The 12492-nt window shown below is 61.7% G+C and carries 9 protein-coding genes and 2 tRNA genes; 6 read left to right on the top strand and 5 right to left on the bottom strand.

Features of this window, described 5'->3' with window-relative positions; translation table 11 throughout:
- Positions 1-214: 214 nt before the first annotated feature.
- Together NPS47_RS02490 and NPS47_RS02485 are read left to right on the top strand one after the other, a co-directional pair.
- Positions 215-913, top strand: a complete 699-nt coding sequence (locus tag NPS47_RS02490; RefSeq protein ID WP_274293539.1) for a DUF1266 domain-containing protein — start codon at positions 215-217, stop codon at positions 911-913.
- Positions 910-3594: a DUF805 domain-containing protein gene (locus NPS47_RS02485; RefSeq protein WP_274293538.1), complete on the top strand. Its 2685-nt coding sequence runs from the start codon at positions 910-912 to the stop codon at positions 3592-3594. Before NPS47_RS02490 ends, NPS47_RS02485 begins: the two co-directional genes overlap by 4 nt.
- Here the strand turns inward: NPS47_RS02485 and NPS47_RS02480 are convergent.
- The 3 genes from NPS47_RS02480 to NPS47_RS02470 form a co-directional block, all read right to left on the bottom strand.
- Positions 3591-5282, bottom strand: a complete 1692-nt coding sequence (locus NPS47_RS02480) for a molecular chaperone HscC (RefSeq protein WP_274293537.1) — start codon at positions 5280-5282, stop codon at positions 3591-3593. The genes NPS47_RS02485 and NPS47_RS02480 overlap by 4 nt on opposite strands.
- Before the next feature lie 155 nt (positions 5283-5437).
- Positions 5438-5514: transfer RNA gene (locus NPS47_RS02475), tRNA-Asp, on the bottom strand.
- 16 nt (positions 5515-5530) lie between these two features.
- Positions 5531-5606 (bottom strand) — tRNA-Val (locus tag NPS47_RS02470).
- A 160-nt stretch (positions 5607-5766) separates the two neighbouring features.
- Between NPS47_RS02470 and rdgC the strand changes: the two genes are divergently transcribed.
- The 3 genes from rdgC (at position 5767) to sugE (ending at position 7893) form a co-directional block, all read left to right on the top strand.
- Positions 5767-6687, top strand: coding sequence for a recombination-associated protein RdgC (rdgC, locus tag NPS47_RS02465; RefSeq protein ID WP_038608187.1), 921 nt, complete (start codon positions 5767-5769; stop codon positions 6685-6687).
- Between the two features lie 245 nt (positions 6688-6932).
- Positions 6933-7412: a hypothetical protein gene (locus tag NPS47_RS02460; protein ID WP_274293536.1), complete on the top strand. Its 480-nt coding sequence runs from the start codon at positions 6933-6935 to the stop codon at positions 7410-7412.
- A gap of 163 nt (positions 7413-7575) precedes the next feature.
- The gene (gene sugE, locus NPS47_RS02455) at positions 7576-7893 is read left to right on the top strand and encodes a quaternary ammonium compound efflux SMR transporter SugE (protein WP_274293535.1); all 318 of its coding nucleotides are present in this window, start codon (positions 7576-7578) and stop codon (positions 7891-7893) included.
- A gap of 15 nt (positions 7894-7908) precedes the next feature.
- Here the strand turns inward: sugE and NPS47_RS02450 are convergent, their stop codons facing one another.
- Together NPS47_RS02450 and NPS47_RS02445 are read right to left on the bottom strand one after the other, a co-directional pair.
- Positions 7909-9783, bottom strand: coding sequence for an MFS transporter (locus tag NPS47_RS02450; protein WP_274293534.1), 1875 nt, complete (start codon positions 9781-9783; stop codon positions 7909-7911).
- 79 nt (positions 9784-9862) lie between these two features.
- On the bottom strand, positions 9863-11008 hold the full coding sequence (locus tag NPS47_RS02445) for a TDT family transporter (RefSeq protein ID WP_274293533.1): 1146 nt from the start codon (positions 11006-11008) through the stop codon (positions 9863-9865).
- Positions 11009-11193: 185 nt separating this feature from the next.
- On the opposite strand from NPS47_RS02445, the gene NPS47_RS02440 reads away from it, so the two are divergent.
- Positions 11194-12381, top strand: a complete 1188-nt coding sequence (locus tag NPS47_RS02440) for an MFS transporter (protein WP_274293532.1) — start codon at positions 11194-11196, stop codon at positions 12379-12381.
- Positions 12382-12492: the final 111 nt, after the last annotated feature.

Genomic DNA, 12492 nt, shown 5'->3' with positions numbered 1-12492 from the left:
GATATTCAAGCGTTAGCAAGGGGCGCGCCAACACCGCGCAAGCCCATAACACCGGGCTTGTGCGGAAAACCATCGCGAAATTTCTGCACCGTTCTGGGCGGGCCTGCACCAAGGCAGCCCACTACCGATTTGCCGCTACCGCTATGGCTCTTTACAATTCGCGCCACTTTGGTCGGTATCCGCACATCCTTCTGCCGACCCCCGGAGCTTTTTCATGGAAGAACTAGAGCAGCACTGGCTGTATGCCCTGTCCGCGCCGATGGCCGCCCTCAATGGCGCCAGCTACACCGCCGCGACCTATTACGAACCGGCAGACGATGACGAAACGGACCTGCAGAAATGGTGGGGCATCAGCAATCGCCGGCAGTTGCTGGACATGCTGCACATGGCCGATGACGGCCATGCCACTGAAGTCAGCAACGCCTATTGGCAAGCGGCGCGCTGCCTGCCCAGCGAATGGCACGACGCGCTGGAGCAATTGAACCCGCGCCAACGCATCCAGTACCAATTCGCCTACCGCACCCTGGCCGATTGTGGCCCCAGTGGCATACGGGCCTGGGACCTGGGACGCATGGGCTTCCTGCTGCGCAGCGGTCTGCGCAAAGGCTATGTCAGCGCCGATGAAAGCCTCTGGCTGCAAGGTCGCCTGGCCCTGCGCGCGCGTCATTACTACAACGACTGGAACACCTACCTGGCGGGCTACATCTATGGCAAGGCGCTGTGGAATTGCTCCGACAGCAGCGACGATGAACTGGCCGCGGAACTCGACCGCCAAGGGGGCGAGCACTGGAACCGCTGCATTCTCAACAACCTGCGCAAGGGCGCCGGCGAACTGCTCGCCAGCCTGCCGTGGGACCTGCCGTTGAATCTGCCTGAACGCCCTGACACGCTGGAAGAGGAGGCCTGGTCATGAGCTGCTGGATACGCCTGGGCATTGAGCCGACCAACGACCCTGAGCTGATTCGCGGCGCCTATCGCGCACGCCTGCCACAGCATCACCCGGAAACCGACCCGGAAGGTTTCCAGGCCCTGCGCCAAGCCTATGAAGCCGCCTTGCAACTGGCCCGTGACGAGCAGCCCCAGGCAGTAGCGGAGCAAAGTCCGATGCCCGTGGAAGACGGCCCTGTCGAGCGCACGCGGGCAGCCTTCGCAGTGTTGCTTGAAGACTCGACCCGGCGCTTCGACCCCGCCGCCTGGCAAGGGTTTATCGAGCAGCTTGACCAGTTGTCCCTGGAAGACCTGGAACCGGTCAGCTGGAACCTGCTCTACAACCTGATGCAGACCAGCCCGTTATCCCACAACTGTGTACAGATGCTGGCTTCGCGCCTGGGCTGGTCCAGCCAGCTACTGCGGCTGGAACAACCGGAACAGGCCGAGGCGTTCCTCGAACGCACGGCCGAGCCGGACCCGTTCGACACCGCGCTGATGAAGGATTGGTCGCCGGCTGCGCAAATGGAGACCTTATGGTTCACCCGCAGCCTCGAGTACCTGTTCCACAACCGGCCACTGTTCGAGTACAAACGCTTCGCCACCACGCACACCTGCATGGCCTTGCCCGCAGATGAGGCGTTTATCCAGCGTTTGCTGGTGCAGTTCAGCCAGGCCGGCATCGCCAGCAAGACCTTCTGCGCGATGCTTGCCGAGCAACAGCGCCAGGCACCGGACGATCTCGACCTGCTGTACTTGCTGGCCTGCCAGAGCAGCGACAGCGGCCAGGAAGAACTCGCCCGCCAGTGCTGGACCCGACTGTGGCGTGAACACCAGCACCCGCGCGCCGCGCGCTGGCTGCTGGAGCTGTGCCACAAGCAGCAGCCACAACGCCTGCCCTTGCTGATCCAGGCCTTCGATCGACTGGAGCCGGTCACCCGCTGGCCAGACGATCTTGAAGCGCCAGAGCAGGCCTGGGGCAGCCCGTCACAGCGCCCGGAAACCCTGACGCGCTGGTTCGAAGCCGCCCGCAGCGGGTTGCCTGACATTGCTGGCACCTTTGTCGGCTGGCGCATGGACGGTGATGACGAACAGCCTTTGCTGGCCTGGCTGCTCGACGATCAGCAAGACGCTCAACTGCAGCGTCTGTACCGCCACGCCTGGGCACTGCATCGAGGCGACAGCGGATTGCTGCGCCAGATCTTGGCCGAAGCGCCCGACGATGATCCGCTGGACGCGCTGATCCTCGAAGGCTTCCAGTACCAGGCCGCGCTACAGCTGCGCTGGCTGAACGAATCACCGGTTGCCCTGGCGTTGGCCGCCTTCATTGATAGCCCTTCAGACCTGGCGCAATTGCCCGAAGCTTTGCGCGAAAACAACCTGCGGCCAGTGTGCCGCGACTGGATGCGCCGGGTGCGCAGTTACCCGACCGCTGGCCTGATACGGCTGGCTGAGGCGTTCAAGCCGGGCGGCATGTTCCCGGCACCTTATGCGCTCGAGCTCCAGGCGCAACTGGCCGCTGCCGGCATCGAACTGCCTCGCCCACCCGCCGATGACGGCCTGTGGACCTGGCACCGGCAGAACCTGTTCATGCTGGCCCTGATCGACCAGCCGGAACGTTGGCTGGCGATGACCTCACCCGCCTTGCTGGCCATGCCCTACCCTGCCGATCACCCGTTTGCCCCGCTGCAACAGGTGCTGCTGCGCCTGCAAGCGGAGCAAGGCAACCTGGATGGGCTGCTGGGCTGGCTGGACGACCATGATCCGGTACAACAGTTGCTGGGCCAGCGCCTGCTCAGCGTGCAACAGGTGCTGGACAGCAGCCGACTGCCCAGCAACCTGCAGCTGTTTGCCTGCCTTGAGCGTGATCCAGGCGCCTTCGAAGACGACATGTTCGGCCTCTTGCTGCTCTGCGGCGTGCTCTATCACGACCCAAGCCTGAACGCCGAGCAGCACCGCGAAGTATTGCAACAGATCGCCAACCTGACCTGCGCACAGGACTGGTTCGAGCCGTTTCGCGACGGCCTGATCAAGGGCGAGCCGGTACGCCCGCCAAGCAAAGTGCTCGAAGAGGATTATCTGCTCAACAGCACGTTGTTCTATACCGCCCTCGACGCCCTGAAGAACCTGGCACGCTACGGTCGCGCCGGCGTACCAAGGGTCAAAGTGCTCAAGGAGCTGCAACGCGCCAAAGACTTCCCGGGCATGGACACCGGCATCCGTGCGGCGATGACGGCGTTGCTGTCGTGGTCCGAACGTCTGTTGCCGGCCAACGCCAGCAACCAGGCAGTGCCAGCCACGCATATATGGAAACTCGGTAGCCGCCTGAGTCGCAAGGCCTATGGCGTGCAGGTGCTCGGCAGCATCATCCTCGGGCCGCTGTTGACCCTGATGGCCGGGAGCATGCCGTTACAGATCCTCTTTGCCCTGTTGTTCGTCGGCCTGTTGGGCAGCGCCAGCCTGCGCCGTTTGCATGATATCGGCCGAGGCATCCCGACGCTGATCCTGTTCGCGGCGCTGCTGCCGTTCCTGCCGTTCCTGCCGCTGGTGCTACTGATCCTACCGGGTGAACCGCTGCCCAACCGCTACGGTCTGCCACCGGTGAACGCCGGGAAAAACAACCTGCAGGCGGGCCTGCAGGCAGCTTTGCGGCGCTTGAACGGTTAGAACCGCAGTTGCTCCAGTGCCTCGCTGAGGCGCTGGCGCTGACGGCTGATCTGTTCAGGTTGCTGGCTGGCCAAGGCGCTTGAGAAGTCGTCCAGCCAGCTGCCGATCCGTTCGCGGTCATCGCCCAGGCTCTGCATCCAGGCCCGTTCCAGACGGGCCAGCAGGGTGCGGTTGGGCAACGCATCGCGTGGATGGATTTTCAGCCCCGCGAGCCGTGCATGGCTGGCCTGCCGCGCTTTTTGATCGAGTCCGGTGGGGCTGCGGTCAATGCTGTGACTGTGCTGCTTGCCGGTGTCGAGCAAGGTCACGTCAACCTCCAGCAGGCCGTTGATGTCATAACTGAAGCGCACATCCAGGCTCTGGATGCTGCCATTGGGCGTGAGCGCAATCTCGAAGGCGTCGATAAAGATATTGTCACGCACCCAGGGCCGCTCGCCCTGGTACACCTCGATGCGGATCATTTTCTGCTCGGCATGGGTACTGCTGAAGCGCTTGACCCTGGACGTCGGAATCACCGTGTTGCGCTCGATGATCGGCGCAAACACACCGCTGACCTCTTCGCTGCGCGCGGCACTGATCCCCAGCGTATACGGACAGACATCGGTCAGGATCAACTCTTCAATGGCTTCGTCGCGGGCCTTGCATGCCGCCTGGGTGGCGGCACCGAGCGCGACGATCGTATCCGGGTCCAGGTGCCGGTATGGCAGGCGGCCGAACAGGGTGGCAACCATCTGCTGCACCGCCGGCATACGTGTGGCGCCGCCCACCAACACCAGACTGTCAAGGTCCTTGGGGCTCACCCGGGCGTCGCGCAAGGCCTGCTCGATCGGTGCCCGGATACGCGCCAGCAGCCCGGTCCAGATCTTCAGCGCACGCGCTTCGTCCAGTGACCAATGGCGCGTTTCACCGGCAACCTCACAGCTCAGGTGCTGCTCACCCTCACTCAGTTTGCACTTCAGCTGTTCGATGGCATCGGCAAGGCTGGCCAGGGTTTGCGGCGCCACGGCCGACGGCTTGAGCTGCCAGTCCTGCAGACAGGCTTGCAGCAACGCCGCGGTAAAGTCTTCACCGCCAAGGAAGTTGTCACCGGTCGATGCATGCACCTCGATCAGCGGCAGGGCGTATTCCAACACCGTGACATCAAACGTACCGCCGCCCAGGTCGAAGATCAGCGTACGTTCAAACTTCTTTTCGTGCAGGCCGTAGGCCATGGCTGCGGCGGTCGGCTCATTGATCAGGCGCTGCACGCTCAAACCGGCCAGTTCGGCGGCGAAGCTGGTGCGCTTGCGTTGCTCGTCGCTGAAATACGCTGGCACCGAAATAACCGCCTCACTCACCGAACAGCCCAGAAAGGCTTCAGCATCGGCTTTCAAGGCACCGAGCACCAATGCCGAGAGCTCTTCCGGGCTGAACGACTGGTCACCCAGCTCAAGTTTTTTGTCACTGCCCATGAAGCGTTTGAAGGCGCCGACGGTGCGCTCAGGGTGAGTCGTCAGCCGTGCTCGGGCTGGCGCGCCAACCAGAATACTGCCGTCGTCATCGAGACTGACGACCGAAGGGGTAAGGACATCGCCGAGGGCGTTGGGGATCAGTTGCGCCTGGCCATCGCGCCAGACAGCCACCAGGCTGTTGGTGGTGCCCAGGTCGATACCCAGCAGAGGCGTCGGGGAAGTGCGTGCATCCTGCATGATTGATCTCTTGCTCAGTAGGGGCTGGCACGGAGAAAGCAGCGACGTACCAGCGTGCTGTTGAATTCTGGGCGAAATCCAGAAACAAAAAAAGCGACCCTAAGGTCGCTTTCTTTGTGGCTTCCGGGTGTTCAGTGGGCCCTGGAAGCTAAATATGGCGCAGCGGACGGGACTCGAACCCGCGACCCCCGGCGTGACAGGCCGGTATTCTAACCGACTGAACTACCGCTGCGCGATACACTGAGAAGTGGTGGGTGATGACGGGATCGAACCGCCGACCCTCTGCTTGTAAGGCAGATGCTCTCCCGGCTGAGCTAATCACCCTTTCGTCTCGGTGTGGCGCGCATTCTACGGAGCACCGAACACTCTGGCAAGCACTTTTTTAAAAAAAATTTTCAGGCGTTCCAAAGACTTAGCGGACTTGGCCTGAAGCGCCCGCTCGGAGAATAATGCCCTCCTTATGTGTTGAGGAGAGATTCACCCCATGTGGTTCAAAAACCTGCTGACCTATCGCCTGACCCAGGATGTCCCGTTCGATCCCGAAGCACTGGAAACCGCTCTGGCCAGCAAGCCGGCGCGCCCTTGCGCCAGCCAGGAGTTGACCACTTACGGTTTCGTCGCGCCGTTCGGCAAAGGCGAAGATGCCCCGTTGGTTCATGTCAGCGGTGACTTCCTGCTGATCGCCGCGCGTAAAGAAGAACGCATCCTGCCCGGCAGCGTGGTGCGCGATGCGGTCAAAGAGAAGATCGACGAGATCGAAGCCGAACAGATGCGCAAGGTCTATAAGAAGGAGCGCGACCAGATCAAGGACGAGATCATCCAGGCCTTCCTGCCACGTGCCTTTATCCGTCGCTCGATGATCTTCGCCGCCATCGCCCCCAAGCAGGGCCTGATCCTGGTCAACTCGGCCAGCGCCAAGCGTGCCGAAGACCTGCTCTCGACCCTGCGTGAAGTGATGGGCTCGTTGCCGGTGCGTCCGGTGACCGTGAAGATCGCCCCGAGCGCGACCATGACCGACTGGGTCAAGACCCAGCAAGCCGCCCCGGACTTCTTTGTCCTGGACGAATGCGAACTGCGTGACACCCACGAAGACGGCGGCATCGTCCGTTGCAAACGCCAGGACCTGACCAGCGACGAGATCCAGCTGCACCTGGGTACCGGCAAGGTGGTGACCCAGCTGTCGCTGGCCTGGCAGGACAAACTGTCGTTCGTGCTCGACGACAAGATGGTCATCAAGCGCCTGCGTTTTGAAGAACTGCTGCAGGACCAGGCCGAAGAAGATGGCGGCGACGAGGCCCTGGGCCAACTCGATGCCAGCTTCACCCTGATGATGCTGACCTTCGGCGAGTTCCTGCCGGCGCTGTTCGAAGCGCTGGGTGGCGAAGAGATTCCGCAAGGGGTCTGAGGCCTTATCGCGGGGCAAGCCCGCTCCTACCGATCCCGGTAGGAGCGGGCTTGCCCCGCGATGACACCCGCAACCCAGCCGCCAGCATCCAACCGTTCTCCCCCCACGCATCAGCACCCCGCCTGACTCATTGCAAGCCGGGAGCGATGGCGTGTGCTTGCTGGAAAGGCTTCAGCCTGTAGTGCACTGCAACAGGTGATTACTTTGAACAGCTCAAGCACACAGCAACAATCAGGAGAAATACCATGGATGACTCGAAACTGGACACGTCAAAATCTTTTACCGCCGACGTGTACCTGGAGGACGGTGATGTACGGCGCCCTGTACGCATCAATGACAGCGGCTGGCTGCAGATTCTGGATGCCGAGATCAAAGGCCATCCCGTACTGCCAACTACCCTGTGGTTTGGCTGCTATGAGGAAAACGGCGAAGCGATCTACATCATCAAGGAGTACACCAAAGGCGGCAGCAAAAACGGCAGCACATTAGATATCAGCAACAATGACTATTTAGGCTTCTATTCGAAATCAGCCAGACACTGGCGAGTGACCCGACAGGATGGCGATGAGCTGATTCCCAAATCCACGCCCGAAGCGCATATATCGGTGTCTACCAAAGGCGGCAGGAAGTGGACCGCTCAGGGTGAACACTGCGTGGTGTCGAAGGATGGCGCTGACAGCAGATTTTTAGTGCACATCCATAAAGTCGGTATCTATCATTTTTGATCGCGTCAGTTCCCTGCATGAGCACGGCTGATCCAGAACTTGTGAGCTCCCGGGTTGCCCCGATAGTCCAACAGGGGCACCATATTGCCCACGGTGAGGACGGCCTCACGACGCACTGCGTTAACGTTTCGGGGACGGCCCCATCCACTGCTAGAGATGTTGCATGTCCTGGATCATCCTGTTTTTCGCCGGTCTGTTCGAAGTAGGCTGGGCCGTCGGCCTCAAATACACCGACGGCTTCACCCGCCCGCTGCCCACTGTCCTGACCATCGCCGCCATGGCTGTCAGCCTCGGCCTGCTGGGCCTGGCCATGAAGGAGCTGCCGCTGGGCACCGCCTATGCGATCTGGACCGGGGTCGGCGCCGTGGGCACGGTGATCGCCGGTATCATCCTGTTCGGCGAATCCATGGCGCTGGTGCGCCTGGCCAGCGTCGCATTGATCGTCACCGGCCTGATCGGCCTCAAGGTCAGCGCCAGCTGACCTTGCCCTGAGCGGTCAGCGCAGGTTGCCACGCAACTGACTGACCCGCTCACGCAACATCGCAGGCTCCGCCGCCTCCACCGGGATGGCGGACCCGGCCACCAGCGTTACCCGCGACCATAATCGGCGAAAGAAGCCCTTGGCCGGGTCGCGACTGAAAAAACTCCCCCACAAGCCCTGCAACGCCAGGGGAATCACCGGCACCGGGGTCTGCTCGATGATCCGGCTCAGGCCACCCTTGAACTCATCGATCTCACCGTCGGTGGTCAGCTTGCCCTCGGGGAAGATGCACACCAGTTCGCCATCGGCCAGGTAGGCGGCAATCTGCTTGAATGCCCGCTCGTAGGTCGCGGGGTCTTCATTGCGCCCAGCAATGGGAATGGCGCCGGCAGTGCGAAAGACAAAATTGAGCACCGGCAACTGGTAGATCTTGTAGTACATGACAAAGCGAATCGGCCGACGCACCGCTCCGCCGATCAGCAGCGCATCCACGAACGACACATGGTTGCACACCAGCAACGCCGCGCCCTCCTCCGGGATCTGCTGCAGGTCGCGGTGCTCGACCCGGTACATGGAGTGGCTGAGCAGCCAGATCATGAAGCGCATGGTGAACTCAGGCACGATCCTGAAGATGTAGGCGTTGACGCCAATGTTCAGCAACGACACCACCAGGAACAACTGCGGGATGCTCAGTTCAGCCAGGGTCAACAGCACGATGGTGACAATCGCCGACACCACCATGAACAGCGCATTGAGGATGTTGTTGGCGGCAATCACCCGTGAACGTTCGTGCTCAGCCGTGCGCGACTGGATCAGCGCGTACAGCGGCACGATATAAAAGCCGCCAAAAACGCCGAGGCCGACAATCGCCAGCAACACCCACCAGGCTTCGCTCATGCCCAGCAACGCCAGCCAGTCATGCGGCGTCGCCGCTGGCGGAACATCACCCGAGTGCCACCACCAGAGCAAACCAAACAGGGTCAGGCCGAACGAGCCGAACGGCACCAGGCCGATTTCCACCTTGTGGCCGCTAAGGCGCTCGCACAGCAAGGAGCCCAGGGCAATGCCCACCGAAAACAAGGTCAGCACCAGCGTGACCACGGTTTCGTCGCCATGCAGCCAGTCCTTGGCATAGGCCGGAATCTGCGTGAGGTAAATGGCGCCGACGAACCAGAACCAGGAGTTGCCGACAATCGAACGTGACACGGCCGGGGTCTGGCCCAGGCCCAGACGCAAGGTCGCCCAGGACTGGGTGAAGATATTCCAGTCCAGCTTCATCTGCGGCGACGCCGCACTTGCCCGCGGAATCCACTGGCTGGACAGGTAACCCAGCGCAGCCACCAGGACCACCGCACAGGCCACCACCGGCGCATAGTGCGTGCTGGACATCATCACCCCGGCGCCAATGGTGCCGGCCAGAATGGCCAGGAAGGTGCCCATCTCGACCAGGCCGTTGCCACCGACCAGCTCCTGCTCATGCAGGGCCTGAGGCAGGATCGAGTATTTGACCGGGCCGAACAGCGCCGAATGGGTGCCCATGGCAAACAGCGCCAGCAGCATCAGCGCCAGGTGGTTGGTCAGAAAACCGATGGCACCGATGGCCATGATGCCGATTTCGGCCAGCTTGATCAGGCGGATCAAGGCATCCTTGGGGTACTTCTCACCGAACTGTCCGGCCAGTGCGGAAAACAGGAAGAACGGCAGAATGAACAGCAAGGCGCAGAGGTTGATCCAGATCGAGCGGTCACCGTCGATGGCCAGCTTGTAGAGAATCGCCAGGATCAACGACTGTTTGAACAGGTTGTCGTTGAACGCACCCAGCGACTGGGTAATGAAGAACGGCAGAAACCGTCGTTTGCCTAGAAGGCTGAACTGCGAGGCTTGACTCATCGTCCGTGTACCTGAGTGGGGCTTTGTCATTGGAGGCATGCAGAGCGGACAAAGCCACAATCACCCAGGTAAATGCAATCTACTTGTGTAAGCCGGCAATACACGGCGAGACAAACAGCTCACCGCGCCAGGCCCCGCGCAGGGTGAAGCTGGCGACCATCATCCACAGACCGGCCAGCGCCACCACCAGCACCAGGCCCATGTGCTGGAAGAAACCCAGGCCCAGCCAGGCACCGAGCTTGAGGGTGGCCAGGGTGTAGACCCCGAGCGGAAAGGTGAAGCCCCACCAGCCCAGGTTGAACGGCATGCCATGGCGCATATAGCGCAGGGTGATCAGTACGGCGGTAAGCAGCCACCACAAGCCGGCGCCCCACAACACAATCCCGGCGACCAGGCCCAGGCCGCGGGCAATTTCACCCAGCTCGCCGAAGCCGTTGGCAGCGAAGATCGCCGGAGCATCGGCGCCCAGCAGCAACATGCCCAACGCACCGGTGCCGATCGGGCCCAGCGCCAGCCAGCTGGAAGCGGCCATGTTGGCGTGGGGCAGTTTGTGCAGGGCCATGCGCAGCATGAGGATGGTCAGGATGCTGAACGCCACCGGCAGCGATACCGCCCACAACACATAGCTGGTAATCAGCACCAGAAATTGACTGTGGGCATCGATCAGGTGCGGCGCCAGCTGGCCACCACTGGCGGCGGCAACCTCAGCGGCAACCACCGGCAACAGCCAGACCGCGGTCATCTGATCGATACTGTGCTCCTGGCGGGTGAACATCAGGTAAGGAATGGCCACCCCGCACAACAGCGCCAGGCCGACATCGAACCACCAGAGCGCTTCGATCCAGGGCACGACACCTTCGCCCCAGCGATTGACGCCAAACAGCAAGCAACCGTTGAGGATGGTAGCCAGCCCCATGGGGATGGTGCCGAAGAACATCGACACCGTGGAGTGGGCAAAAATCTGCCGTGCTTCATTGAAGAACATTATCCAGCGTGCGGCATACAACACGCTGAACAGGATGAACAGGGCAATGGTCAGCCACCACAAGGCCTCTGCGGTTGCATGCAGGCTGTCGATGCCGATCTGCATCAGGGCCAGGGCCAGGACCCCGGTGCCCATGGTCGCGGCGAACCAGTTGGGGGTGAACTGACGGATGACTTCACGCGGGTGAGCCAGATGGCTCAACGGGCGCAAGGGAGAATCAATCTGTTGCTGGCATGGCATGGTCGGAGTCTCCTGTAGTCCGGTGACGTGAGACCATCTTAGGCCTGAAAAGAATATCCATATAACGGGTATTTTCTCTATCTGTTATCTGTTTTACAGATATGGATCCAGCGCTATCCACCCCTTCCCGCCCAGGCGTATGCTTGGCCACTGATGGCCCCACGCAATAACAACAAGGACGTGCCATGCTCGATGCCGTAAAGCGCTACAACCCGCAAGTACGCCTGCTGCTCACCACTACATTTGTCTTGACCCTGGCGCGGGCGATCACCCTGCCCTACCTGGTGGTCTACCTCGCAGAAAATTTCGCCCTGGACGTCAGTGGCATCGGCCTGATGATTGGCGGCGCGCTGATTGTCGCCTCGCTGTTGAGCCTGTACGGCGGCTACCTGATCGACACCCTGCGCAGCTACACGGTGATCATCGTCTCGACCCTGGTCTTCGCCGTCGCCTTCGTTACCGCCATCGTCAGCCGCGAACTGAGTCTGTTCTTCACCAGCCTGGTGCTGATCAACCTGGCACTGGCGGTGGTCGACATTGCCGCCAAAGCCGGGTTTTGTGCCCTGCTTCCGCTGGAAGAACGCTCGGAGGTGTTCTCGATCAAGTACACCTTGAGCAACGTCGCCTACGCCGTCGGGCCCTTTGTCGGTGTAGCGCTGATCATGCTGGATAATCACCTGCCCTTTCTGGTGTCGGCGGCGTTGGGTCTGGCCATGTGCCTGTGCTACCGGCGCTGGGGCGAGCGCTCGGCGCGGGCGCAGCTGGACAGCAACCCTCAGGCCGGTTTTCTCAGTGTCGGCGGACAACTGCTCAAGGATCGCCGGTTGATCTGCTTCACCCTCGGCGGCGCGCTCAGTGCCGTGGTCTTCGGCCAGTTCACCGCTTACCTGTCGCAGTACCTGGTAGTGACCACCAATGCCGGCGAGGCGGCGCGGTATATCAGTTACCTGGTGGCCACCAACGCCATCACCGTCATCGCCTTGCAGTATGTGATAGGGCGGCGCATCAACAGCCGCCAGCTGATGCCCTGGTTGCTGGCCGGCATGGCGCTGTTCCTGGCTGGCCTGCTGGGGTTCTCCCTGGCCCAGTCGCTGCTGGTCTGGTGCCTGGCGATGCTGGTATTCACCTTGGGCGAAATCATCGTCATTCCGGCCGAGTACATGTTCATCGACAGCATCGCCCCCGAACATCTGCGCGGGGTGTATTACGGGGCGCAGAATCTGTCCAACCTGGGGGCGGCGCTGGGGCCGGTGATCTGCGGTTTTGCCCTGGCACACCTGGTGCCGGTGGCCACCTTCTACCTATTGATTGGCTCGGTGCTGCTGGCGGCGCTGTTTTATTACCTGGGGGCTCGGCGCTCCTACACCCCCTGACCTGCGACGCTCTGCCACTGCTACCATGGTCGGCGCTGACGAAGCGCCAGCGGCGTGCCAGACTGATTGATCGAGGTTCGCCGTTACACTGACGGCTGTTTTTGTTTCGGA

Origin of the sequence: Pseudomonas putida, from assembly GCF_028682475.1 — a bacterium.
Taxonomy (GTDB): Bacteria; Pseudomonadota; Gammaproteobacteria; order Pseudomonadales; family Pseudomonadaceae; genus Aquipseudomonas; species Aquipseudomonas putida_AG.
The sequence above is the reverse complement of the archived record's forward strand: the minus strand, read 5'-3'. Positions and strand labels throughout refer to the sequence as shown.

Bases quoted from the DNA above. Each gene is read 5' to 3' on its own strand.
- NPS47_RS02490 (WP_274293539.1), top strand. From the start codon at position 215: ATGGAAGAACTAGAGCAGCACTGGCTGTATGCCCTGTCCGCGCCGATG.
- NPS47_RS02440 (WP_274293532.1), top strand. From the start codon at position 11,194: ATGCTCGATGCCGTAAAGCGCTACAACCCGCAAGTACGCCTGCTGCTC.
- NPS47_RS02450 (WP_274293534.1), bottom strand. From the start codon at position 9,783: ATGAGTCAAGCCTCGCAGTTCAGCCTTCTAGGCAAACGACGGTTTCTG.
- rdgC (WP_038608187.1), top strand. From the start codon at position 5,767: ATGTGGTTCAAAAACCTGCTGACCTATCGCCTGACCCAGGATGTCCCG.
- sugE (WP_274293535.1), top strand. From the start codon at position 7,576: ATGTCCTGGATCATCCTGTTTTTCGCCGGTCTGTTCGAAGTAGGCTGG.
- NPS47_RS02445 (WP_274293533.1), bottom strand. From the start codon at position 11,008: ATGCCATGCCAGCAACAGATTGATTCTCCCTTGCGCCCGTTGAGCCAT.
- NPS47_RS02485 (WP_274293538.1), top strand. From the start codon at position 910: ATGAGCTGCTGGATACGCCTGGGCATTGAGCCGACCAACGACCCTGAG.
- NPS47_RS02480 (WP_274293537.1), bottom strand. From the start codon at position 5,282: ATGCAGGATGCACGCACTTCCCCGACGCCTCTGCTGGGTATCGACCTG.
- NPS47_RS02460 (WP_274293536.1), top strand. From the start codon at position 6,933: ATGGATGACTCGAAACTGGACACGTCAAAATCTTTTACCGCCGACGTG.